We start from the raw sequence: 23,477 nt of genomic DNA, 5'->3' as shown, positions 1-23,477 counted from the left end.
AGAGTTCGGCGTCTCTTTCAGCGCCGCCACGATCCATCGTGAGATGAGGATGAGATGAGCGAACCCCTGCAGATGGTTCCGACGCTGCTCGACCGTCTACTCGATGATGAACCGCAGCATTCGACCGAAACCCAGCCCGGCCATCGCTGTTCGCTGGCCGACTACAAGACCTCGGTCGTGCGCGATCTCGAACTGCTGGTCAACACCCGGCGGGAACTGGTGGCCGACGGGCTGGACGGCTGGCCGTCACTGCAAGGCACCCTCCTCGACTACGGCCTGCCGGACTTCATCAGCCGTGGCGTCCGCAGCACCGAGGACCGGCGCCTGATCCAGCGTCAGCTCGAACGTACCATCGAACAGGGCGACAAGCGCTTCAGCAGCGTGCGCGTACAACTGCTCAATCAGGATAGTCACGACCGCATTCTCCAGTTCCGCATCGAAGCCGTGCTGTCGCTGAGTGAAGCGAGCCAGCGCGTGGCCTTCGATGCCGTACTGCAAGTCAACACTCGCCAATACAAGGTGCAGAACCTGATCTGATGCTCGACGACCTGCTGCCCTACTACGAGAAGGAACTCTCTCACCTGCGTTTTCTGGGTCAGGAGTTCGCTCAACGGTATCCGAAAATCGCCTCGCGACTGCTGCTCGAGGGGGACTACTGCGAGGATCCCCACGCCGAGCGGATGATCGAATCTTTCGCCTTCCTCAGCGCCCGGGTGCACAAGAAGCTCGATGACGACTTTCCCGAGATCGTCGAGGCGTTTCTCGACGTTCTCTACCCCCACTACCTGCGTCCGACCCCGGCACTGTCGATCGTCGAGTTCGACCCGGGCGCAAAGACTTCTCTGACCGGCGCTTATCACCTGCCCCGGCATACGGCGCTGCACTCGCGCCCGGTGGAGGACTCCTTCTGCCGCTTCCGCACCTGCTACCCGGTGGATGTCTGGCCGGTGGCGGTGAGCGGCGCCGAACTGACCCGGCTGGAGCGCTCGTCATTCAATGCCCACGGCAATGACAACGTCGCCAAGCTGACCTTGTCGCTCGAGAGTCTCGGCAACACCGATTTCGGCAAGCTGGGCATGGATCGCCTGAGATTCTTCCTCGACGGGGAAGGCATCCTCATGCACCCGCTCTACGAGCTGTTGTTCAACAACGTGGCGCGAATCTCGGTCAGTTTCGTCGATGCCGGCCAGCAGCGTGAAATCGGGCTGGCGCCGGATGCCATCGCCCCGGTCGGCTTCGATCACGACGAAGGGCTGATCGACTACTCCGAGCGGTCGTTCCTGGGCTACCGACTGCTTCACGAGTACTTCACCTTTCCCGAGAAATTCCTGTTCTTCGATCTGAACGGCCTGGCCCGCCCCCTTGCCGGCAAGCCGGTGACGCAGGTCCAGATTCACTTCCTGTTCCGCGACTACGATCAGCACGAGCGTCTCGCCCGGCTGGCACAGACCGTGGGACGCCACAATTTCCGCCTCGGCTGCACCCCGGTGGTCAACCTGTTCCCGCAGCAGGCCGAGCCGATCAAGCTCAGCCACACGCGCCATGAATATCCAGTGGTGCCGGACGTACGCCATTCGCGGTCCACCGAGATCGTGTCGATCGACGAGGTCACGCGGGTCATCCGCACCGCGATGCAGGACGAGGTCGCCCCCTGCCTGCCCTTCTTCGAACCGCGGGACAGTGAAAAGCAGGCACGCCAGAGCTACTGGATCGCGCGACGGGTCGCCTCGGAAAACGCCCGCGACCCGGGCACCGAAATGCGCCTGCGGGTGGTCGATCGCGAACTGGAGATGCTCGACGCCAGCAGCGACACCCTGAGTCTCAAGCTCACCTGCAGCAATCGCGACCTCCCGCAGTTGATGACCTTCGGCCATCCCCAGGGGGATTTCACCCTCGAACGCGAGCAGGTGGTGCAGCAGATCCGTTGCCTGCGCAAGCCGACGGCTCCGGTACGCCCGCCCATGGGCAAGGGCCTGATCTGGCGTCTGGTCTCGCACCTGTCGCTCAACCATCTTTCGCTGGTCTCCGACGGCCGCGAGGCGCTGATGGAGCTGCTGACGCTCTACAACTATCGCCAGGCGTCGGCGATCCGCAAGCAGATCAACGGCATCTCCTCGATCGCGAGCGAACCGGTGATGACGCGCATCGGTCATCCGCGCCCCGCCTTCGTGCGCGGCACCGGCATCACGCTGGAACTCGACGAAAGCCAGTTTACCGGTAGCGGTATCTACCTCTTCGGCATGGTGCTGGACCACTTCTTCGGCCAGTACTGCAGCCTCAACAGTTTCACCCAACTCACCCTGCGCTCCCGTCAGCGCGAACAGCGAGTCGCCCAATGGCAGCCGAGAACCGGTACTCAGCCCCTGGTCTGATCGACCAGGCCCGCGCCGAGCCCTGGCGATTCGGGTTCTTCCAGCTCGTGCGCCTGCTGCGGCTGCACTACAGCCGCACCGGGCGTATCGATCCCGAAAACCGCCCCCATCAGGATCCGTTGCGATTTCGCTCGCTGCTCTCGCTGAACTTCCCGCCCAGCGAGATCAGCGACCTCTCCTTCGAGAGCGACAAGGTCCGTTCCGCCAGCGGCGATCCACTGAGCGAGATCCAGGTCACGTTCATGGGGCTGGTGGGGCCGTCCGGCGTGCTGCCGCGCCCCTACACCGAACTACTGATCAACCGGCATATCGAGAAACGCGACGATGCCGCCCATGCGTTCATGGACTTCTTCTCGCACCGCATGACGGCGCTGTTCTACGAGGCGTGGCAGAAGTATCGCTTCCATATCGAATACGAACGCAAGGGCAGCGCGGACTTCGAAGACTGGCTGCTGCACCTGGTGGGCTTCACGCCCACCACGCTGGAGAAGACGCTCGCCCGCGACGACGCGCCCGGCTCGCTGCGCCGTGACCTGTTCAGCTGGTTTTCCGGGCTGTGGTCGCAGCGGCCGCGCAATCCGAGCAACCTGCGGTCGATCCTGGAGTACACCTTCCAGCTGCCCTGCCGGGTCGATTCGTTCGCTGGCCGCTGGATACGCCTCGATCCGGACCAGTACACCCGCCTCGGCCAGGCCAACGCCAGACTCGGAGAGAGCGCCGTGGCCGGCACCCGGGTGCGTGACTATCAATCCGCCTTTCGCGTCTCGTTCGGGCCGTTGAGCCTGAGCGCCTACCGCTCGCTACTGCCGGACACCGAAGCGCACCGGAAGCTCGTCAAGCTGGTGCGTTTCTACGCCGGCATCGAACTCGACTTCGAAATCGAGTTGATTCTCGACAGACACAGCATTCCCGCCCCCCAACTGGGTGCGGGCGGCAGTATCAACCTGGGGCGGCTGGGTTGGCTCCAACCCGCCGACCGACCGGCCGCCTCCCACGGCCATGCACTCTTCGACATTCCCTACGACGGAGCCACGGCGTGAGTCTCAAATCCCTTTTCGACAAGCTCAACGATCCCTGCCGCGAAGCCACCGAAGGCGCAGCGGCATTGTGCCTGGCCGAGCGCCAGTACGATGTCGATATCGAGCACCTGCTGCTCAAGCTGCTCGACAGCGACGACAACGACTTCCTGCGCATCGCCCGGCACTACGACGTGTCGCTCGATCGCCTGGCGACGCAGCTCGAGGAGACGGTCTCGACCTTCAAGACCGGCAATACCCGAACGCCCGCCCTGTCGCCACGCATCACCCGGCTGATCGAGCGCGCCTGGGTGATCGCCTCGATCGACCACGGCGAAGCCCAGATTCGCGGCGGCCACCTGCTGCTGGCGCTGCTCAAGGACGACGAACTGCGCCGGGTATTGCTGGATGGCGCCCGTGAGCTCGAGCGGATCAACGTCGACGACCTGCAGGCACATCTCGACGACCTGATCGGCGGCAGCAGCGAAGATCAGCACGTGCGCCCGCTCGGCGAGGGAACGAACGCCAGTGGCCAGAGCCAGAGCGCTGGCCAGCCATCGGACACCAAGCCCGGTGGCGGCCGCCCCGGCAAGAGCAAGACCCCGGCGCTGGACCAGTACACCATCGACCTGACCGGCAATGCCCGCGCCGGCCGCATCGACCCGGTGCTCGGCCGCGAGGAGGAAGTGCGCCAGATGGTGGACATCCTCACCCGGCGCCGCCAGAACAACCCGATCCTCACCGGCGAAGCGGGTGTCGGCAAGACCGCCGTGGTGGAAGGTCTGGCGCTGCGCATCGTCAATGGCGATGTACCACCGCCGCTCAAGAACGTCGAGCTGCGAACCCTCGACCTGGGCCTGCTGCAAGCGGGCGCCGGGGTCAAGGGCGAGTTCGAGAGCCGACTCAAGAACGTGATCGAGGAGACCAAGCGCAGTCTGCATCCGATCATCCTGTTCATCGACGAGGCCCATACCCTGATCGGCAGCGGCGGACAGGCCGGCCAGGGCGATGCCGCCAACCTGCTCAAGCCGGCGCTGGCGCGCGGCGAACTGCGCACCATCGCCGCCACCACCTGGGCGGAGTACAAGAAGTACTTCGAGAAGGACGCGGCGCTGGCCCGCCGCTTTCAGGTGGTCAAGGTCGAGGAACCGGCCGAGCCGGTGGCCATCAACATGCTGCGCGGCCTGAACGAACGCATGCAGGATCACCACAAGGTGACCATTCTCGACGACGCCATCGTCCAGGCCGTTCGCCTGTCGCACCGCTACATCACCGGCCGCCAACTGCCGGACAAGGCCGTCAGCGTGCTCGACACCGCCTGCGCCCGGGTCGCCCTGGCGCAATCCTCGCAGCCGGCGGCGCTGGAGGACGCCCATCGTCGCGTCGACAACCTCAACAGCGAGATCGCCGTTCTCCAGCGCGAACAGCGTGAAGGCAGCGATCATGCGGAAACGTTGGCCGCGCTCGACGAACAGCTCACCGAGACCCGCAGCGAGATCGACGATCTCAGCGCACGCTGGGAACGCGAGCGGGAGATCGTGACGCGCCTCAAGGGGTTGGAAGCGGAGCGCGAATCCATCGAGGCCGGCCAGCAGGATGGCGATGGCGACGCGCTGAGCCAGCGGATCGGCGAGGTCCGGCGCGAACTGGCCGCGATTCAGGGCGAGCACTCGCTGGTGCACGGCCATGTCGACGGCAACGTGATCGCCGAGGTGATCTCCAACTGGACCGGCATTCCACTCGGCAAGATGATGCGCGACGAGATCGCCACCGTGCAGCGTCTGCCCGAACTGCTCGGCGAGCGCGTGCTGGGCCAGGATCATGCGCTGGCCGAGATCGGTAAACGCATCGCGATCTCGCGGGCGCGGATGGAGGACCCCAACAAGCCGATCGGGGTCTTCCTGCTGCTCGGCCCCAGCGGCGTCGGCAAGACCGAAACGGCGCTATCGCTGGCCGACACGCTCTACGGTGGCGAGCGCAACGTCATCACCATCAACATGTCCGAGTACCAGGAAGCGCATACCGTCTCCAGCCTCAAGGGCTCGCCTCCCGGTTACGTCGGTTACGGCGAGGGGGGCGTGCTGACCGAAGCGGTGCGCCGCAAGCCCTACAGCGTGGTGCTGCTGGACGAAGTCGAGAAAGCCCACCCTGACGTGCTGGAGCTGTTCTTCCAGGTGTTCGACAAGGGCGTGCTGGACGATGGCGAAGGCCGCGAGATCAACTTCCGCAACACCGTGATCCTGCTCACCTCCAACGTCGGCACCGACGACATCATGCAACAGTGCCTGGGCGTCGAGTCCCTGCCCGCACCGGATGCGATCGTCGAGAGCCTGCGCGATCAGCTCAACGCCGTATTCAAGCCAGCGTTCCTGGGCCGGTTGAACATCATTCCCTACTACCCGGTGCAGAAAGAGATTCTGCACAACATCGTTCGGCTCAAGCTCGACCGTATCAAGCACCGCTTCGAATATAACCATCGCGCCGAGTTCGAGTACGACCCGGCGATCATCGAAGCCGTCGCCGAGCGCTGCACCGACAGCGACAGCGGCGCACGCAATATCGACAACATCCTCTCCGGCAGCCTGATGCCGACCGTCGCCGCCCAGGTGCTGGACAAGATGGCCAATGGAGAGGCGATCGAGAAGCTGACGGTCAGCCTCGACGACCAGGGGGAGTTCGCTTACGCGCTGAGTTGAGTCTCGATGAATAACAGTGACATCACGGGAAAAGGTCATGGCCGACTCGATACTGAATAGCCTACTCGACACCTTCGACATCGACCTGTCGCAGTCCCAGCGACTGCTGACCCTCGACATCGCCGGGGCGTCGTTCATTCCCCACCGGCTGGTGGGCGAGGAGCGCGTCAGCGAGCCGTTTTGCTACCGGCTGGACTGCATCTCCCAGCAGGGCGATATCGAGCTCAAGACGCTGATGGCCCAGCCGGCCAACCTGTCGATCCTGCAGGCGGATGGCAGCTATCGTCGCCTGCACGGGTTGGTCTCCGAGGCGGCGCTGCTGGGCGAGGATGGTGGCGTCACCTATTACCAGCTCACCCTGGTGCCGTGGCTCAAGATGCTCGAGCTGGGCCGCGACAGCCGGATCTTCCAGGACCGCAGCATCGTCGATGTCCTCACCGCCGTATTCGACGGCCATGAACTGGCCAAGGGCCGCTACCGCTTCGACCTGCGCCGCGACTATCCCGCCCGCAGCTACTGCGTGCAGTATCGCGAGAGCGACTTCGACTTCATCAGCCGCCTCTGCGAGGAAGAAGGCATTTTTTGGTATGCCGAATTTGCCGATAGCACAGACAGCGATAATGGTGATGATTTCGACGGCCACCGCATCGTCTTCACCGACGACGTCGACACCACCCAGCCGGTCAGCCCCCAGGCGATCCGCTTCCACCGCCAGGCGGCCACCGAGCGCGAGGATGCCCTCACCCAGTGGGGCGGCGTGCGCCGCCAGCAGCCCACCCGGGTCAGCGTCGGCACCTTCGACTACAAGCAGCCCTCGCTGACCAAGCGCACCGGGCTGGATACCCTCAGCGACCAGGGTAACCTGCCGCCGACCGAGCTGTATGACTACGCCGGCGAGTACTACTACCACGGCTACGAGCGCGGCGAACGCCTCACCGAGCACCGCCTGGAGTCCCACGAATCCCGCGCCAAGCGCTTTCGCGGCAGCGGCGGCGCGCGCCAGCTCCAGGCCGGACGCTGGTTCGAGCTCACCCAGCACCCGCTGCACGACACTGGTGGCGAGGAAGAAAGACAGTTTCTGCTGCTGGGCGTCACCGTCCACGCCGAAAACGCGCTACCGGTCTCGGCCCAGCTCCAGGCGCTGCCCGGCAGCCTGCAGCTCCAGCTTGACGCCGCCAAGAAAGCGCACGGTCTCGAAGCTGACACCGCAGACCCTACCGGCGAGCGTCTTTCCGATTACGCCACCGGCGGCACTGGCCACTTCCTGGTCGATCTCGAAGCCCAGCGGCGCACCCAGCCCTACCGCCATCCGCTGATCCATCAGCGTCCGGTGATCGGCGGGCCCCAGACCGCCACCGTGGTCGGTCCCGCCAATGAAGAGATCCACACCGATCACCTCAACCGGGTGCGGGTGCAGTTCCACTGGGATCGCCAGGGCCAGCAGGACGAGAACTCCAGCGTCTGGCTGCGGGTCTCCCAGCCCAACGCCGGCGCCGGCTGGGGCGGCGTGTTCGTCCCGCGCATCGGTCAGGAAGTGCTGGTCGACTTCCTCGAAGGCGATGCCGACCGCCCGCTGATCACCGGCCGGGTCTACAGCGGCGAGCAGACCCCGGACTGGCACAGCCACGGCCTGCTCTCCGGGTTCAAGAGCAAGACCTACCGCGGCAGCAAGTACAACGAGCTGGTGTTCGACGACGCCACCGACCAGGAGCGCGTCCGGCTCAACTCCGAGGCCGAGAAGAGCCAGCTCAACCTCGGCTACCTGATCCATCAGACCGGCAACACCCGTGGCGCCTTTCGTGGCACCGGGTTCGAACTGCGCACCGACGCTTATGGCGCCATCCGCGCCAACCAGGGGCTCTACCTCACCAGCTGGGGCCAGCTCGGCGCCAGCGGCGATCAGCTCGATCTCACCCCGGCCAGACAGCAGCTCGACAGCGCCTACAACCTCACCGATACGCTCAGCCAGAGCGCCCAGGACCACAACGCCGAAGCGCTCGACAGTCGCGAGAACCTCAAGCAGGCCGGTGAAGACGCTGACGACGCCTACGGCAACAGCGAACAGCTCGCCGATTCATCAGGACAGGCCGATCAGAGCAATGCCCGTGGCGCCAGCGATAGCGGCGGTCGCGGCGAAGCCGCGCGCATGAAAGCGCCGTGGCTACATATGGCCTCGCCCGCCGGCATCACGATGAGCACCCCGGAATCGACCCACCTGGCCCAGGGCAGATCGCTGAGCGTCTCCAGCGGCGAGGACGTCAACATCGCCACCGGCAAGCGCCTGGTCGCCTCGATCTCCGAGAAGCTCTCGCTGTTCGTGCAGAAGGCTGGCATCAAGCTGTTCGCGGCACGGGGCAAGGTCGAGGTACAGGCGCAGGATGGCGAAATGGCCTTTACCGCGGAGAAAGGCGTCAAGGTGACTTCGACCGAAGGGCGTATCGAAGTCCAGGCCGAGAACGGCATCCTGCTGCAGAGCGGCGGCGGCTATATCCGCATCGAAGGCGGCAATATCGAGGTCCACTGCCCAGGTGCCGCGGATATCAAGGGGGCGCAGCACAACTTCGGTGGGCCGACGAGCCTCACCCGAACTCAACCCGAGCTACCTGATGCCCAAGGGCCTTTCGAGGAGTTCTTTACACTGAAGGACAAGCAATCGGGAAAACCTCTCGCCCATGCACGTTACCGCGTGTCGACTGCCGAAGGGCGGATCATGACAGGGCGCAGCGATAGCGAAGGGAAAACCCAGAAAATCTTCACGAGCAAACCTGAGGAAATCCAGGTGACGATACTGGATCGGTTCGACGACGCCGCCGAAGGAGAGCTGTCATGAGTCAGGGCGGTAATGCCGACGGCAACACCCAAACCAGAAACAAGAGCAAAGGTCAGGACGCATATCACGAGCCGGCGGATCAGCTTTTCTATATGGTCGGCAAAGGTACGATTCTCGCTGTGCCCCGCGAGGATATGCCGGATCTACTCGCTGAAATGCGTCTGCTCGAAAGCGTCGTCGAGTCTCAGCAGCAGGCGACGAGCCATCTCAAGAGCTGTCAGGACAAGTATATTCAGGTCAAACAGAGCAGCTATTTCAAACCCGAAGAGCGTGCCGCGCTGTCAGAAGCCGATAGCGCCGAGTCTTTGGAGCGCGAGGTCATCCTGGCACAGTCCGAGTTGGATAAGGCCAATCGAGATCTTATTCAAGAGATGGAGCCGCTGACGCAGCTCAGTGACAATACCAATCATATCAGCGAACTCATCCCCATCCAGCGACGGGGCGGGCACGCTTCAGCCGTGGGTTTTAGGATGACCTACGTTCGCTCACAGAAAATCCAGAACCACTGGAGGAAGTATCGGTTGACCTCTCGAGCCGATACGACGGGTGGTGACGACAGCGTCATCACGCAGGGCAAGGTCGACTGGAAGAAGCTAAAAAATCAGCTCACGGATATCGGTGATGGCACATCCATCAAGGTCGATATACCTTGGTTCGATGACTGGATGAAGCTGGAAGATCAGCACAAGGAGCTTTTCCAGTGGAGCGAGCACATCAACGAAAACCTTCAGATCGCCCGCTCCTATCAGAGCGGTGGCGAGCATGACGTGGACAGCCTCAAAGTCGATCTCAGTGCGGAAGCACAATTGATGCGATGGTCCTACGGGGCAAGTGGCGTTAGTGGTGAGGCCAATCCTTTCAAGAAGGAAGGCGCGATCAAGTCCAGCGGGCACGCGGAGCTGATGCTGGCGGAGGCCAAGGCGTCCATCGACTGCTACGAGCCGCCGGGCGGATACATGATGGCCTTTGCGGGCATGAATCTTGGAATGCTGCGCTCTCACACCATTCTGAGCGTGGCCGGCGGCATCGGCGCCAGTATCGCCGCAGAGCTCAATATCGATGCTGAATTCACCGGAAGCGGAGCCAAGGCCAAGGGCGTCAGGGGCTCCTCCAGGAACGGAGGAATTCCGGGAAAGCAGACGGTCGATATGTCGCTACCCGACAATAGCCAGGGTGGCGAACTTGGTGCCTTTATCGGTGGTCAGCTCGAAGCCACCGTGGCAGGACAGGTCGAGTGGAAAAGCCCAGAGAGCGAGAAATTCGAGCCGTTTGCGAAAATTGCCCCGGCTATCGCGGGTCAGATCGGCATCGGTGGCGAGGCCACGCTCAAGATATCTTATCAAGGCGGAAAGTTTCGAATATTCGCCAGGGCGGCTCTCTGCTACGGCGTTGGCGCCAAAGGCAAGCTAATACTAGAAGTTGATGCGACACTTATCTACGAATTTGCAAAGTGGGTAACCTACCAGCTGAAAAACATTAACTACAAGAAACTAGACTTCATTGATGCAGTTACCTTTGAAGCGTTGTCAAACATGCTAACCTTGGCAGTTCAGACCGGAGAAGACATTAAAGAGTTTATGTACGACTCTGCATTAGAAATCCAAAACACTGCAACGGCGATGCTATCAGCCTTAGAGTCAAGCATTGAAGCGGCTAGCGAACGAGGTGAACTTGTTGAAAGGATCAATGCTAACCCTGACATATTACGCTACACCACGCCTGATTCTAAAGGCGCGCTTTTATACCGATTAATGCAAAGAAACGCCTTTGACAACCTAGACGGCTCCAATCGCACGACTGACATTACAGACAAGAATTTTTGGCGCTTCGGATATATGACCCAAAGAAAACGAGCCATAATAAGAACATTTACATGGATACAGTCGCAAGAAGAATACCACAGCGTCATGAAGCGCATAAAATCCAGCCAGACAGAGAAAAACCTTACCATTAATGAAGGAGAGGAAAAGCTATTGAGGTTTTTAGCCCTCGGAGAAACGGGCTGGTGGTCTAGCCATTATGCAGACAACCTGAAAAGATTTTACAACGCATTACGGCCAAAGGCATCAAAAGGGGAGCCAATAGTCCGCAATGATATGACAGAATACCTGACACAGCTAGAAGTATCACCCGCCTTCGAAAAGCCCTGCTTTAACACGACCTTGTGCAAACCTTCTAACGCAATATATCAGGCCTGATAAAAAAATTGCGAGCAGGGAGTAGCCTGCTCGCACATTCAACAATCTAAACTTATTGGTTTTTGGTGGAATTCGAAACACATCTAAAAGTATTGGTAGACACCGGCCCTTTAGACAAATAAGGATTATTTTCAAGCTTTAGCCCGGGATCGGCGGGACGCCTGTTAACGGTCAAAAGAGCAGTGTCGCTTTCCCCAAGAGCTCCACCTCTACGCACCTTTTTCTCACCCTTCTCAGGCCCCATAGGGTTACGCTCGGGAGAGCTCGCATAATAATCTTTAGAATACCAATCCAAAACCCATTCAAAACCATTCAAACCCATTTGATAAACACCGAGGGGATTGGGCGGATACTTACCGACAAAATAAGGTGAGAAATGGTCTCCTGCTGGTGTCGCACCCTCTCTTTCCTCAACTGTCGGATAATTTACGCCAGGGCTTAACGTCCCATCATTTGTGGCATAGGGCAAAAACTCACCGCGACTCCGCGCAGCATACTCCCACTGAGCTTCTGTCGGCAAAGAAAATGGCTCCCCGCTTTTCTCTGCGAGCCATTGACAATAATCATTAGCTTGATACCAGTCTACTCCTGCCGGAACATTAGCCGCTCGATACTTGGCACTTACGCCATCCTTGTTTATCTTCTTTTTTCCTGTCGCTTGCGTATAGATATCGTAGTCGGCGTAAGACACTTGACGTTCGGAGATATAAAAGCTATCGAGAGTCACTTCGTGCAATTCTTTATTATCATCGTACACACTATAAGGTAGACCGCCTGACTTCGGATCGATCGGCCCGAAGTCCCCCATCTGGAAGGTACCGCCCTCGACGCGCACGAGTTCGTCTTTCGTCTTCTTGATCAGCGCATTGACCGCCTCTTGATTTTTCGCGTCAGCCTGACCGTCACCACAGGCAACCAAGCTCAAGGTCGATAGCGCCACCAGAACAAACCACGGCTTCATAGATAATTCCTTTTTCCAAAATTTTGGTTATCACGCTTCGCATGACATTCACCGCACGGGTTCCTTATCAATCATGCACAGACCAACCTCAAACCTTTCACTCAAGCCCTGTAAACCATAATTTGGTACTGCATTCAGCCATCTTTAACTTCCAAGCTGCTGCCATTCAATACACAGCGAAAAGTATATATAATAGCGATATCATTTTTTACAATATCTGGAGATGCATGATAGCGTCCCATTGTCAACCCTCCTCCCCTGCCATTACCGTGAGGCAACCCTCTAACAACCTTTTCGCCGCCGTCATCTGGCCCTTTCGGGTTCTGCCCTGGTGACCTTTGGTAGTAATCAGCTTGATACCAATCAGAAACCCACTCGTACCCATTATCCCCCATTTGGTACAACCCAATTTTATTGGGCGGGTAAAGCCGTACTGGATAGGGGGCAATATTACTTCTTATTCCCGTCTGGGTTGCCTTGTCTACATCATCACTGGTTGGAATACTTTTTCCCTTTTCAAGGGTGCCCGTACTAGTGCCGTAGGGTATAAACTTCCCACCCGAACGAGCCGCATATTCCCACTGCGCCTCTGTCGGCAGCGCAAAGGGCAGAGACGTTTCCTTGGCAAGCCAGTCACAGTAACCCCTGGCCTGATACCAATCCACACCGGCGGGGACGTCATCTTGGCGGAATTGCATCTCGAACTTATTAGTGCTATTGATCTTGTCTTTACCCGTGGCCTGAGTATAGACATCGTAATCGGCATAGGTCACTTTGGTCGGTGACATGTAAAATGTATCCAGCATGACATCATGCAACGGCTTGTTGTCCTGGTCGGCGCTGTAGGGCAACCCTTTGTCACTACCTTTCAGATTGGGATCGATCGGACCAAAGTCCCCCATCTGGAAGATACCGTCCTCGACGCGAACGAGCTCGTCTTTCGTCTTCTCGATCAGCGCATCGACCGCCTGTTGGTTTTTCGAGTCAGCTTGACCACCACTGCAGGCGCTCAGACCCAAGGCGGAGATAGCAATCAGAGCAATCCAGTATTTCATATGGAGATCTCAGTCAAAGCATTGTTTCTATTGTGCCATGGCGGGTAGGCATGGGGGCGCAAGAAATATTGCAGAATGTTGCCATCCGTCGGCCCTCTGTCTTGAACCAATGTCACCAAATACAGCCACGGCCTGCTCTCCGGGTTCAAGAGCAAGACCTACCGCGGCAGCAAGTACAACGAACTGGTGTTCGACGACGCCACCGACCAGGAACGGGTCCGGCTCAACTCCGAGAACGAGGCAAGAGTCTGGTCGCCTCCATCTCCGAGAAGCTCTCGCTGTTCGTGCAGAAGGCTGGCATCAAGCTGTTCTCGGCGCGGGGCAAGGTGGAGATGCAGGCGCAGGATGGCGAGATGGCCTTTACCGCGGAGAAAGGCGTCAAGGTGACCTCCACCGAGGGCCGTATCGAGGTCAATGCCGAAAACGGCATCCTGCTGCAGAGCGGTGGCGGTTATATCCGCATCGAAGGCGGCAATATCGAGGTCCACTGCCCGGGTGCTGCGGAACTCAAGGGGGCACAGCACAGCTTCGGCGGACCGACGAGTATGCCCAATGGCAGCATCCAGAATGGCGTTCCCAAAAAATTTGGCTACATTTTCAGAACAGGTAAGAGGAATCGATCCTAAACCAATAGACCAAGTCTTGGCACAAATTGCGGATGCGGTCTATCGGCATGAGCCTGTATCTCAGTGGCATCCTCTCTCGGAAGATGATCTTTTGGCCGATGGCATACGTCCAGACTTACTGGAAGATGAGAGCACTGGATTCCAGTCGTCAATATATACGGATGGAGATGGAAATTACGTTCTTGCGTTTGCCGGAACAGACTTCACTGACTGGGGAGGCGACTGGAGACAGGGAAACCTTCCTCAGGGCGCTGGCATGGCAGCTCCTCAATACGTACAAGCCAGACAGTTATCAGAAATAGCCAAGACAGCTTATGGGGAAAACCTGGTTATCACAGGCCACTCCTTAGGCGGTGGGCTTGCTTCAGCATCTGCCATCACTACGGACACTCCCGCAGTTACCTTCAAGGCTGCAGGAATCCATAAGAACACAATCTCTAACCTACCCATCAGTTTCGACGAGGCAAGCAGCATTGCCAACGATGGCTTAATCCGAAGATATAATACGTCTGGCGAAATATTGACATGGGAGCAAGAAGAAGCCTTAGTCGACAGATGGCTACTACCAGATGCATTAGGCAGAAAAATAACGCTGCCTGACCCTACTCCACTTTCAGGCTGGGAAAAGCATGACCCCATATCAATAATGGGCAATAGAATATCGGACCATTCCATGAACTCCGTCTTGGAATCATTTTCAAAAACACCCCCTTGGAGCGAGTAAGATGCGTCAGCTCTATTTCAAATATGCCATGCTGGCACTTTTCATGGCCTCGGGCTGCACACCTTCGGATAGCGCGGAGAAAGGCGAAATGTTCACTGGAAAAATGGCCAAAGAGTTGGCGCAATCAATCAGCTCCGGCGATGGGAAAAGAACGGAAAAACTAATATCGGAAGGTGCCGAAGTTAACGCAATTGATCAAAAAGGAAGGACGCTTCTTTGGCTCGCCATGGCATCAAATAATATAGACGAGTTCAAAATGCTTATTAAAAACGGTGCTGACCCAACGATTCCAAGCTCAAGCGGTGAAACTGTCATTCATACCGCAGCGCGACTAGATACGACCAATTACCTCAAGGAGCTCATTGAGCATGGCGCTCCTGTCGACATCGAAAACAAAGGTGGAGCAACACCGCTTTTCAACGCAGTGGGGAATCCAGCAAAAAATTTTGAACTGCTAATCGACAATGGTGCCAATATAAACCACCAGGACATCGTTGGGGACACCCCTCTTTTCTTCGCTGCCGCCGCAGACGATTATGACCGAATCATGAAGCTGTTACAGCTCGGCGCCAATCCAAAGCAAAAAAATAAAAGAGGTACGACTTTCCAAGCCCCTCTTGCAACAGGACCAAAAGAGGACTCGTACACGGAGGAGAGCCAAGAAAAGCGAGAGAAAATAAGGCAATGGTTAAAAAGCCAAGACATTCAGGTAGATTTCTAGGGTGTAGAAACTATCTATTTGGCGACAAGCAGATTGAGAAAATACAAGTGCGACATCGTCTTGGCGTGCTGCCTCGACGATGTGTCACCACGGGTGGTTGCTGAGCTGGCTCGCCAGTATGATCTCACCGTCTCTGAGGTCGAGGGCTGGATCGATGAGGACCAGCGCAGCATGGAAAACGGGTTCAAGGCCCGCCCCAAGGACATCCGTGAGCAGTACGAGTCCGAGCTCCGGGAGACCAAGGAGGCACTGGGCGAGGCCCATCTGCAGATCTATGCGCTAAAAAAATTCAACCGCCTGCTCGACGCGGACGAGTTCGTCTTTCGTCTTCTTGATCAACGCATCAACCGCTTTTTCTGTATCTTGGTCGGCACCGCTTTGCCCGCATGCCGTCAGCGCAAGCGATGATATGGCCACTAATATCAACAAAGTTTTCATAACCACTTTACACCGTGCAATCTGCTAAAGATGGTTGTGTCACATGAAGCGGCATATGAAACTGCGAAAATTTAAATTGCAAAGACTTCCCACCGTCAAGACACTACTACACCCTCTCCAGGCTTTATTGTGCCATATCAGACTAGCGGCGTAGACGAAACCCTCGAGAATGAGACGACGGTTCAGGCGTGAACGTGTGCCAAGCCCTGTCTGAATCCGCTGCGCTGACTCCAAGGTGACCGCAGGTCATCCAGAAACCGCCGACCAAAGTCGTATTCAGCGAAACCAAAGCCCCCTGCCACAAAAGACAGATTTCCTCCGATATCGAGTCCGGCCATGCTGGCGATACCTTCCCAGATTGGTAAATCGCGTCATGCCCGACAATCTGCCCCAAGACACCCTCGAGCGCTGGATCGGCAACCGGGAACGGTGCGTCGATCAACTCGACGCCGCGCTGGTATCCCGCGTCGCCGCCACCTTCGACAAGCCCTGCCCCGCCCCCGGCGAGCCGCTACCACCGCTCTGGCACTGGGCTTTCTTCCAGAATCCCCTGTCTGGCACACAGCTCGGCGGCGATGGCCATCCGACCCGTGGCGGCTTTCTGCCGCCGGCGGATGATCGCAACCGGATGTGGGCCGGCGGGCGCGTCGAGTTTCTGGCCCCACTGCGGGCGGGTATCGAGGCGGAACGCGTCTCCACCGTTAGCGATATTCAGGAAAAGCAGGGCCGTACCGGCTCGCTGCTGTTCGTGACCGTGCAGCACGACTATCGCCAGCGGGGCGAGGTCTCGATCCGCGAGTCGCAGGACATCGTCTACCGCCAGCCTTCCCCGCCCAAGCTGTCACTCGACGAACCGATGCCGGAAGCCGACTGGTCGCAGACCATCGATCCCGATCCGGTGCTGCTGTTTCGCTACTCGGCGGTCACTTTCAACGGCCACCGCATCCATTACGACTGGCCCTATGTCACCGACACCGAGGGCTACCCAGGACTGGTGGTGCATGGGCCGCTGATCGCGACGCTGCAACTGCAGGCGTTCTGCGATGCGAACCCTCGGGCTCGCCCCACCAGCATGTGCTACCGCGGCCTGCGCCCGTTGATCGCCGACAAGCCGTTTCAGACCACCGGCCGGATTACCGACCACGGCATCGCCGAGCTGACCGCCGGCAACGAAGACGGACCGGCCCATCGCGCCACGGTTGAATTCAATGACACTGAAGATCAGGAGTCTCGATCATGAGTCTCGACCTTATCGATCAAGCCCCTGTCGACCATGAGGCGCTGGAAGCGATCCGCGACGGCGTGCGCAGCTTGTGCCAGCAGTACGATGGCGAATACTGGCGCCAGATCGACCACGTCCAGGGCTTCCCCGAGAAGTTCGTGACCGAGCTGACCGAAGCCGGCTGGCTCGGTGCGATGATCCCCGAGGAGTTCGGCGGCTCCGGCCTGGGCCTGACCGAGGCCAGCGTGATTCTCGAGGAGGTCAATCGTTGCGGTGGCAACGCCGGCTTCGTCCACGGCCAGATGTACAACATGGCGACGCTGCTCAAGCACGGCAGCGCCGCCCAGAAGGCCGAGATCCTGCCCAAGCTCGCCAGCGGCGAATTGCGCCTGCAGTCGATGGGCGTCACCGAGCCCACTACCGGCACCGACACCACCAAGATCAAGACCACGGCGGTCAAGCGCGGCGACAAGTACGTGATCAATGGCCAGAAGGTGTGGATCTCGCGCATCCAGCACTCTGATCTGATGATTCTACTGGCGCGCACCACGCCACTGGCCGAGGTCAAGCGCAAGTCCGAGGGGATGTCGATCTTCCTGGTCGACCTGCATCAGGCAATCGACAATGGCATGACGGTCCAGCCCATCGCCAACATGGTTGGCCACGAGACCAACGAGCTGTTCTTCGACAACCTCGAACTGCCGGCGGACAGCCTGATCGGCGAGGAAGGCAAGGGCTTCCGCTACATCCTCGACGGACTCAATGCCGAGCGCACCCTGATCGCGGCGGAGTGCATCGGCGACGGCCGCTGGTTCATCGACAAGGCCAGCCGTTACGCCAACGAGCGCGTCGTCTTCGATCGCCCGATCGGCCAGAACCAGGGCGTGCAGTTCCCCATCGCCGAGGCGCATATCGAGGTGGAAGCCGCCGATCTGATGCGCTGGCGCGCCTGCCAGGAGTTCGATGCGGGCCTGCCGGCCGGGGCCAGCGCCAACATGGCGAAGTACCTGGCGGCCAAGGCCTCGTGGGAAGCGGCCAATGTCTGCCTGCAGACCCACGGCGGCTTCGGCTTCGCCACCGAGTACGACGTCGAGCGCAAGTTCCGCGAGACGCGCCTCTATCAGGTCGCCCCGATCTCCACCAACCTGATTCTCTCCTACGTCGCAGAGCATTTGCTCGACCTGCCACGCTCGTTCTGAGGTTGCCCATGAAGATCTCACGACTGGACCACCTGGTGCTGACGGTGGCCGATATCGACGTCACCTGCGATTTCTACGTCCGCGCCCTCGGCATGGAGCGCGTCGTCTTCGGCGAAGGCCGGATCGCCCTGGGCTTCGGCGAGCAGAAGATCAACCTGCATCGTCACGGTCGCGAATTCGAACCCAAGGCCGACCGCCCCACGCCGGGCTCGGCGGACCTGTGCTTTCTGAGCGAGACACCGCTGGAAGAGGTGATCACCCACCTGGAGGCCGAAGAGATCACGATCATCGAAGGTCCGGTGGATCGGACCGGCGCTACCGGCCCGATCCGGTCCGTCTACGTTCGCGACCCCGACGACAACCTGATCGAGATCGCCAATCGAATCGAGGAGCGTCCGAGATGAGTGACCTGGTCCATGATCAAACCCGTGATCCAACACGTGAACTGGCAGGCTTCCTGGCTGAACTCAGTTACGCCCAGATACCGCGACACGTCGTCGAGCGCTGCCAGGCCTACTATCTGGACTGGCTGGGCTCGGCGCTGGCCGGCAAGGATCATGCGCCGATCCCTTTGTTCGAGCAGTACAGCAAGCTCATGGGTCCCGGCGACGGCGGCTGTCAGCAACTGACCGATCGCCGCATGACCTCGCCGCATTTCGCCGCGCTGGTCAACGCCGCCGCGTCGCACGTGGTCGAGCAGGATGATCTGCACAACAGCTCCGTCCTCCACCCCGCCACCGTGGTCTTCCCCGCCGCGCTGGCGACCGCCCAGGATCTGGGCAGCAGCGGCGAGGAGATGATCACCGCCGCCGTGGCCGGTTACGAGGCGGGGATTCGGATCGGCGAGTTCCTCGGCCGCTCGCACTATCGCATCTTCCACACCACCGGCACCGCCGGCACGCTGGCTGCCGCGGTGGCGGCCGGCAAGCTGATGGAACTCGACACCGACGGGTTCGTGAATCTGCTCGGCAACGCCGGCACCCAGGCTGCGGGGCTGTGGGAATTCCTGCGCGACGCCGCCGACTCCAAGCAGTTGCACACGGCCAAGGCCGCCTCGGACGGGCTCCTGGCCGCCTACATGACCCAGAGCGGCCTGACCGGTGCCCGGCATATCCTCGACGGCCCCCAGGGAATGGCGGCCGGGATGTCAACCGATGCCGCCCCCGGTCGGCTGACGGATCGCCTCAGCGAGCGCTGGGCGCTGACCGAGACCTCGTTCAAATATCACGCTTCCTGTCGCCATACGCATCCGGCGGCGGACGCCCTGCTGGCACTGATGCAGCGGGAATCTCTCACCCACGACGACATCGAGACGGTCACGGCCAGAGTCCATCAGGCGGCGATCGACGTGCTCGGCCCCGTGGTCGATCCGCGCACCATCCACCAGGCCAAGTTCTCGATGGGCAGCGTACTCGGCCTTATCGCCGTGCACGGCAATGCCAGTCTGGCCAGCTTTCGGGATCACGCCCTGCAAGACGAGGCAGTGGCCAGTTTCCGCCAGCGCGTCTCCATGGTGCTGGACCCGGAGGTGGATGGGGCCTATCCCCGACGCTGGCTGGGACGAGTCGAGGTCGCGACCCGCGACGGCCGCCGATTGAGCGCCGCCATCGACGAACCCAAGGGCGATCCGGGCAACACCCTGAGCCGGGAAGAGCTGGAGGCGAAGTTCCGCCGCCTGGTCAGCTTCTCCGGAGCCGCCGATGACGACGAGGTCGCTAGGCTGATCGCCCACGCCTGGAATCTGCCGGCGGTGACACGCCTCGAGCCGTTACTGTGATCTGGCGATGGGTCAGCGCCGAATTTCCGTTTTCCGAACAGGACCTGTCATGACTGCTCAATCCCCTCGCCCCCTGGATGGCATTACCGTGGTCAGCCTCGAGCATGCCATCGCCGCGCCCTTCTGCACGCGACAGCTCGCCGATCAGGGCGCCCGGGTGATCAAGATCGAGCGTCCCGGCGTCGGCGACTTCGCCCGCGGCTACGACGAACGCGTACACGGTCTCTCCTCGCATTTCGTCTGGACCAACCGATCGAAGGAGAGCCTTACGCTCAACCTCAAGCACGAGGCTGCCAAACCGATCCTCGATGACCTGCTGGCGGAAGCGGACGTGCTGGTGCAGAATCTGGCCCCCGGCGCCGCTGCGCGAATGGGGCTCGGCTTCGACACGCTGCACGCGCGGTTTCCCCAATTGATCGTTTGCGATATCTCCGGTTACGGAGAAGGCGGCCCCTACGAGACCAAGAAGGCCTACGACCTGCTGATCCAGAGCGAGGCGGGGTTTCTGTCGGTGACCGGCGGCCCCGAACCGGATGCGATGGCCAAGGCGGGTTGTTCGGTCGCCGATATCGCCGCTGGCATGTACGCCTACAGCAACATCCTCTCGGCGTTGCTGCTTCGCGGACGGACCGGCGAAGGCTCGCACATCGATGTCTCGATGCTGGAGAGCCTGGTCGAATGGATGGGCTATCCGATGTATTACGCCTTCGACGGCGCGACACCGCCGCCTCGCGCTGGCGCATCCCACTCCACGATCTATCCCTACGGCCCCTTCCCTACCGGCGACGGCGGCACCGTGATGCTCGGACTCCAGAACGAGCGCGAATGGCAGCTGTTCTGCGACAAGGTACTGGAACAACCGGCGCTGGCCACGGACGAACGCTTCGATGCCAACTTCAAGCGCTCCGAGAATCGCACCTCCCTGCGGGCGCTGATCGACAAGGTCTTTGCCGAACTCACGGCGGAGCAGGTGATCGCCCGACTCGATCGCGCCCAGATCGCCAACGCCCACGTCAACGACATGGCCGGCGTGTGGAACCATCCGCAACTGGCGGCCCGGGACCGCTGGCGCGACGTGATGACGCCCGGCGGGCAAGTACCGGCCGCGTTGCCGCCCGGACGCAACATGGCGTACGAGCCCCGCATGGATGCCGTCCCTGCACTCGGCGAGCACAGCGAGGCCATCCTCAAGCAGTTGGGCTATGCCGATGAAGACGTGAACACGCTGCGCCAGGCCGGTACGATTTGACCGTGTCCTTCGACTAGCCCCCTTCATCCCATTCGATCCTGCGAGGAAAAGCGCCCATGATTTCCCCCACTCCGCCCCGCTCGGCGCTGTTCGTTCCTGCCAATCGGCCCGAGCGCATTCCCAAGGCGCTGGCCAGCGGCGCCGATATCGTGATCGTGGATCTGGAAGATGCCGTCGCGCCAGCAGCGAAACCGATGGCCCGCCAGGCGTTGGGTGACTTTCTCGAGACGGCATCGCCGGGCGCCGTCTGGGTGCGGATCAACGCCGCGGACACCGCTGATTTTCTCGAGGATCTAGCGCTCTGCCGGGATCAAACGGGTATCGCCGGGCTCGTCGTTCCCAAAGCGGAAAGCACCCGAAGTCTGGCCCAGGTGGAGGCACTGGGCTATCCGATGATTCCGCTGATCGAGAGTGCCAGGGGGTTGCAGGCGCTGCCCGGGCTCGCCCAGGCGCCAGGCGTCGTTCAACTGAGCTTCGGTGCCCTGGATCTGGGACTCGACCTGGGTATCGAGCCGAATAGCGAGGGCGGTGACTGGGTGCTGAATCAGGCCCGTTACCAGTTGCTGGTGCAATCCCGGTTGTCCGGACTCGCGCCACCGATCGATACGGTGCATCCCGAGTTCCGCGATATGGAGATCGTCGACCGCGCCGCCAGGCGTGCGGTGGCGATGGGCTTCGGCGGTATGCTCTGCATCCATCCGCGCCAGGTCGCCGTCGTCAACGCTGCCTTCATGCCGACCGAGGATCAACTGGCCTGGGCGTTACGTGTGATCGAGGCCGCCGAGCAGGACGCCGGGGCCGGCCAGATAGACGGCCAGATGATCGATGCGCCGGTCATGGCCCGTGCCCAGCGGATCGTTGCCAGTGCCGACCGGGACTGAAAGATCATCACCGCGACGATTGGCGACGCGTATCACTACAGCGTCGCCAGCTTGCATTGAAATCTCTTTCGTGGCGACGGTGATCTTCGTTAACTTCTGTGACCTTGAGTTTGGCCGCCGCGATAATCTGCCGGAATACCCCCGATCCGGCGGCGGTGATTGATCGTGGAATTGTGTCCGCGACAAGTCATGAATCGGACGTCAAAAAATTCATGAAAAAGACATTATTATTTGAATTTTAAGGTTTTTTTGTTTTTGACATCACGCCAAAACCAGCGATTTTCACCATCCAGACCCGACTTTTTAAACTTTTTAAACCAGAAAAAGGCGTTATCTTTATCGACCCGATGGTGTCGAGTCCCACCGAAGGTTGAATATACGAATCGAGATAATTATCCGCATACTCCGCCTGGCATCGCCAATAAGGCGTCATCAAGGACGCCAAGACGACAGAACAAACTCAGGAGTGAAATGCCATGTCTCTCATCAATCCAAGAACAGTGGTTGGCGCGATCGGAGTTGCCATCCTGATGGGTGGCGTCGCGACTGCTCAAGCGCAGGACCCCATCGTCATCAAGTTCTCCCACGTCGTGGCCGAGAACACGCCCAAGGGCCAGGGCGCGAAGATGTTCGCCGAGGAAGTGAAGGAGAAGCTCGGCGACCGCGTCAAGGTCGAGGTCTACCCCAACTCATCGCTCTACGGCGATGGCAAGGAGATGGAAGCGCTGCTGCTCGGCGACGTGCAGATGCTGGCCCCCTCGCTCGCCAAGTTCGAGCAGTACAGCCCCAGCCTGCAACTCTACGATCTCCCGTTCCTGTTCGACGACATCGATGCCGTCGACCGCTTCCAGCACTCCGACGCCGGACAGGGCCTGCTCGACTCGATGCAGGATCGCAACATCCAGGGGCTGGCCTACTGGCACAACGGCATGAAGCAGCTCTCCGCCAACAAGCCGCTGCGCGAGCCCAAGGATGCCCGCGGCCTCAAGTTCCGCGTGCAGGCTTCCGACGTGCTAGACGAGCAGTTCAAGGAGCTCCGTGCCGTTCCCCGCAAGATGAGTTTCGGCGAGGTGTACCAGGCGCTGCAGACTGGCGTGGTCAACGGTCAGGAAAACACCTGGTCGAACATCTATAGCCAGAAGATGCACGAAGTGCAGCCGTACATCACCGAGTCCAACCACGGCATCATCGACTACATGGTGATCACCAACGCCGACTTCTGGAACGGACTGCCGGACGACATCCGCAGCCAGTTGGAAGATATCCTGGTCGACGTCACCCAGAAGGTGAACAAGCAGGCCTACGATCTCAACCAGCAGGCCAAACAGTCGATCATCGATGCCGGCACCAGCGAGATCATCCAGTTGACGCCGGAAGAGCGCGAAGAGTGGCGCGAGGCGGTTCGCCCGGTGTGGGAGAAGTTCCAGGACGACATCGGCGAAGACCTGATCGAGGCTGCCCAAGGCGCCAATCAGTCCGAAGCCACCCAGTCTGAAACCACCCAGTAACCGA

General features: G+C 60.1%; 19 protein-coding genes. 17 read left to right on the top strand and 2 right to left on the bottom strand.

The genetic code is table 11. The annotated features are described in order from the left end of the window. Positions 1–54 precede the first annotated feature (54 nt). The 6 genes from tssE to F0A16_RS03265 are packed head-to-tail and all read left to right on the top strand — an operon-like array spanning position 55 to position 11,112. A complete protein-coding gene (tssE, locus tag F0A16_RS03290; RefSeq protein ID WP_149433936.1) occupies positions 55–537 on the top strand; it encodes a type VI secretion system baseplate subunit TssE in 483 nt (160 codons plus the stop codon). Next, positions 537–2,372, top strand: a complete 1,836-nt coding sequence (gene tssF, locus F0A16_RS03285; protein WP_149433935.1) for a type VI secretion system baseplate subunit TssF — start codon at positions 537–539, stop codon at positions 2,370–2,372. The genes tssE and tssF overlap by 1 nt, the downstream gene beginning before the upstream one ends. Next, complete coding sequence (gene tssG / locus F0A16_RS03280; RefSeq protein WP_149433934.1) at positions 2,336–3,412, top strand: type VI secretion system baseplate subunit TssG; 1,077 nt, start codon at positions 2,336–2,338, stop codon at positions 3,410–3,412. Before tssF ends, tssG begins: the two co-directional genes overlap by 37 nt. Next, complete coding sequence (gene tssH / locus F0A16_RS03275; RefSeq protein WP_149433933.1) at positions 3,409–6,084, top strand: type VI secretion system ATPase TssH; 2,676 nt, start codon at positions 3,409–3,411, stop codon at positions 6,082–6,084. Before tssG ends, tssH begins: the two co-directional genes overlap by 4 nt. Positions 6,085–6,121: 37 nt before the next feature. Further along, the gene (locus F0A16_RS03270) at positions 6,122–8,914 is read left to right on the top strand and encodes a type VI secretion system Vgr family protein (RefSeq protein WP_239023686.1); all 2,793 of its coding nucleotides are present in this window, start codon (positions 6,122–6,124) and stop codon (positions 8,912–8,914) included. Beyond that, the gene (locus F0A16_RS03265; RefSeq protein ID WP_149433932.1) at positions 8,911–11,112 is read left to right on the top strand and encodes a hypothetical protein; all 2,202 of its coding nucleotides are present in this window, start codon (positions 8,911–8,913) and stop codon (positions 11,110–11,112) included. Before F0A16_RS03270 ends, F0A16_RS03265 begins: the two co-directional genes overlap by 4 nt. Before the next feature lie 52 nt (positions 11,113–11,164). Here F0A16_RS03265 and F0A16_RS03260 read toward each other — a convergent pair whose 3' ends face one another. Together F0A16_RS03260 and F0A16_RS03255 are read right to left on the bottom strand one after the other, a co-directional pair. Continuing rightward, the gene (locus F0A16_RS03260) at positions 11,165–12,073 is read right to left on the bottom strand and encodes a formylglycine-generating enzyme family protein (protein WP_149433931.1); all 909 of its coding nucleotides are present in this window, start codon (positions 12,071–12,073) and stop codon (positions 11,165–11,167) included. A 134-nt stretch (positions 12,074–12,207) separates the two neighbouring features. Then, a complete protein-coding gene (locus F0A16_RS03255) occupies positions 12,208–13,128 on the bottom strand; it encodes a formylglycine-generating enzyme family protein (RefSeq protein ID WP_149433930.1) in 921 nt (306 codons plus the stop codon). A gap of 50 nt (positions 13,129–13,178) precedes the next feature. Here F0A16_RS03255 and F0A16_RS22220 point away from each other — a divergent pair, with 50 nt between their 5' ends. From F0A16_RS22220 to F0A16_RS03200, 11 genes are all read left to right on the top strand, one after another. Further along, on the top strand, positions 13,179–13,754 hold the full coding sequence (locus F0A16_RS22220) for a DUF2345 domain-containing protein (protein WP_420853057.1): 576 nt from the start codon (positions 13,179–13,181) through the stop codon (positions 13,752–13,754). After that, the gene (locus tag F0A16_RS03245; protein ID WP_149433929.1) at positions 13,681–14,478 is read left to right on the top strand and encodes a Tle-like phospholipase domain-containing protein; all 798 of its coding nucleotides are present in this window, start codon (positions 13,681–13,683) and stop codon (positions 14,476–14,478) included. The genes F0A16_RS22220 and F0A16_RS03245 overlap by 74 nt, the downstream gene beginning before the upstream one ends. 1 nt (position 14,479) lies before the next feature. After that, positions 14,480–15,199, top strand: coding sequence for an ankyrin repeat domain-containing protein (locus tag F0A16_RS03240; protein WP_149433928.1), 720 nt, complete (start codon positions 14,480–14,482; stop codon positions 15,197–15,199). A gap of 33 nt (positions 15,200–15,232) precedes the next feature. After that, positions 15,233–15,607 carry a hypothetical protein gene (locus F0A16_RS03235; RefSeq protein ID WP_149433927.1) on the top strand — a complete coding sequence of 125 codons (375 nt, stop codon included), beginning with the start codon at positions 15,233–15,235 and terminating at the stop codon, positions 15,605–15,607. A 403-nt stretch (positions 15,608–16,010) separates the two neighbouring features. After that, on the top strand, positions 16,011–16,877 hold the full coding sequence (locus F0A16_RS03230) for an HTD2 family dehydratase (protein WP_223119692.1): 867 nt from the start codon (positions 16,011–16,013) through the stop codon (positions 16,875–16,877). Next, entirely contained in the window at positions 16,874–18,058 is a 1,185-nt protein-coding gene (locus F0A16_RS03225; protein WP_149433926.1) for an acyl-CoA dehydrogenase family protein, read from the top strand. The genes F0A16_RS03230 and F0A16_RS03225 overlap by 4 nt, the downstream gene beginning before the upstream one ends. Positions 18,059–18,066: 8 nt before the next feature. After that, positions 18,067–18,462 carry a VOC family protein gene (locus F0A16_RS03220; protein WP_149433925.1) on the top strand — a complete coding sequence of 132 codons (396 nt, stop codon included), beginning with the start codon at positions 18,067–18,069 and terminating at the stop codon, positions 18,460–18,462. After that, positions 18,459–19,835: an MmgE/PrpD family protein gene (locus F0A16_RS03215; protein ID WP_149433924.1), complete on the top strand. Its 1,377-nt coding sequence runs from the start codon at positions 18,459–18,461 to the stop codon at positions 19,833–19,835. The genes F0A16_RS03220 and F0A16_RS03215 overlap by 4 nt, the downstream gene beginning before the upstream one ends. Positions 19,836–19,884: 49 nt before the next feature. Next, the gene (locus tag F0A16_RS03210) at positions 19,885–21,084 is read left to right on the top strand and encodes a CaiB/BaiF CoA transferase family protein (protein ID WP_149433923.1); all 1,200 of its coding nucleotides are present in this window, start codon (positions 19,885–19,887) and stop codon (positions 21,082–21,084) included. A gap of 56 nt (positions 21,085–21,140) precedes the next feature. Then, on the top strand, positions 21,141–21,965 hold the full coding sequence (locus F0A16_RS03205; RefSeq protein ID WP_187775886.1) for an HpcH/HpaI aldolase/citrate lyase family protein: 825 nt from the start codon (positions 21,141–21,143) through the stop codon (positions 21,963–21,965). A 530-nt stretch (positions 21,966–22,495) separates the two neighbouring features. Next, positions 22,496–23,473 carry a TRAP transporter substrate-binding protein gene (locus F0A16_RS03200; RefSeq protein WP_149434104.1) on the top strand — a complete coding sequence of 326 codons (978 nt, stop codon included), beginning with the start codon at positions 22,496–22,498 and terminating at the stop codon, positions 23,471–23,473. Positions 23,474–23,477: the final 4 nt, after the last annotated feature.

It is taken from the genome of Salinicola corii (assembly GCF_008298015.1).
In the GTDB taxonomy this organism is placed as follows: domain Bacteria; phylum Pseudomonadota; class Gammaproteobacteria; order Pseudomonadales; family Halomonadaceae; genus Salinicola; species Salinicola corii.
Note: the sequence above shows the minus strand (reverse complement) of the source record. Positions and strands in the feature narration are given on the sequence as shown.

What these genes read in the sequence shown, in the direction of transcription:
- tssE (WP_149433936.1), top strand. Translation starts at nt 55, where the DNA reads ATGAGCGAACCCCTGCAGATGGTTCCGACGCTGCTCGACCGTCTACTC.
- tssF (WP_149433935.1), top strand. Translation starts at nt 537, where the DNA reads ATGCTCGACGACCTGCTGCCCTACTACGAGAAGGAACTCTCTCACCTG.
- tssG (WP_149433934.1), top strand. Translation starts at nt 2,336, where the DNA reads ATGGCAGCCGAGAACCGGTACTCAGCCCCTGGTCTGATCGACCAGGCC.
- F0A16_RS03270 (WP_239023686.1), top strand. Translation starts at nt 6,122, where the DNA reads ATGGCCGACTCGATACTGAATAGCCTACTCGACACCTTCGACATCGAC.
- F0A16_RS03265 (WP_149433932.1), top strand. Translation starts at nt 8,911, where the DNA reads ATGAGTCAGGGCGGTAATGCCGACGGCAACACCCAAACCAGAAACAAG.
- F0A16_RS03260 (WP_149433931.1), bottom strand. Translation starts at nt 12,073, where the DNA reads ATGAAGCCGTGGTTTGTTCTGGTGGCGCTATCGACCTTGAGCTTGGTT.
- F0A16_RS03255 (WP_149433930.1), bottom strand. Translation starts at nt 13,128, where the DNA reads ATGAAATACTGGATTGCTCTGATTGCTATCTCCGCCTTGGGTCTGAGC.
- F0A16_RS22220 (WP_420853057.1), top strand. Translation starts at nt 13,179, where the DNA reads ATGGGGGCGCAAGAAATATTGCAGAATGTTGCCATCCGTCGGCCCTCT.
- F0A16_RS03245 (WP_149433929.1), top strand. Translation starts at nt 13,681, where the DNA reads ATGGCAGCATCCAGAATGGCGTTCCCAAAAAATTTGGCTACATTTTCA.
- F0A16_RS03240 (WP_149433928.1), top strand. Translation starts at nt 14,480, where the DNA reads ATGCGTCAGCTCTATTTCAAATATGCCATGCTGGCACTTTTCATGGCC.
- F0A16_RS03230 (WP_223119692.1), top strand. Translation starts at nt 16,011, where the DNA reads ATGCCCGACAATCTGCCCCAAGACACCCTCGAGCGCTGGATCGGCAAC.
- F0A16_RS03225 (WP_149433926.1), top strand. Translation starts at nt 16,874, where the DNA reads ATGAGTCTCGACCTTATCGATCAAGCCCCTGTCGACCATGAGGCGCTG.
- F0A16_RS03220 (WP_149433925.1), top strand. Translation starts at nt 18,067, where the DNA reads ATGAAGATCTCACGACTGGACCACCTGGTGCTGACGGTGGCCGATATC.
- F0A16_RS03215 (WP_149433924.1), top strand. Translation starts at nt 18,459, where the DNA reads ATGAGTGACCTGGTCCATGATCAAACCCGTGATCCAACACGTGAACTG.
- F0A16_RS03210 (WP_149433923.1), top strand. Translation starts at nt 19,885, where the DNA reads ATGACTGCTCAATCCCCTCGCCCCCTGGATGGCATTACCGTGGTCAGC.
- F0A16_RS03205 (WP_187775886.1), top strand. Translation starts at nt 21,141, where the DNA reads ATGATTTCCCCCACTCCGCCCCGCTCGGCGCTGTTCGTTCCTGCCAAT.
- F0A16_RS03200 (WP_149434104.1), top strand. Translation starts at nt 22,496, where the DNA reads ATGGGTGGCGTCGCGACTGCTCAAGCGCAGGACCCCATCGTCATCAAG.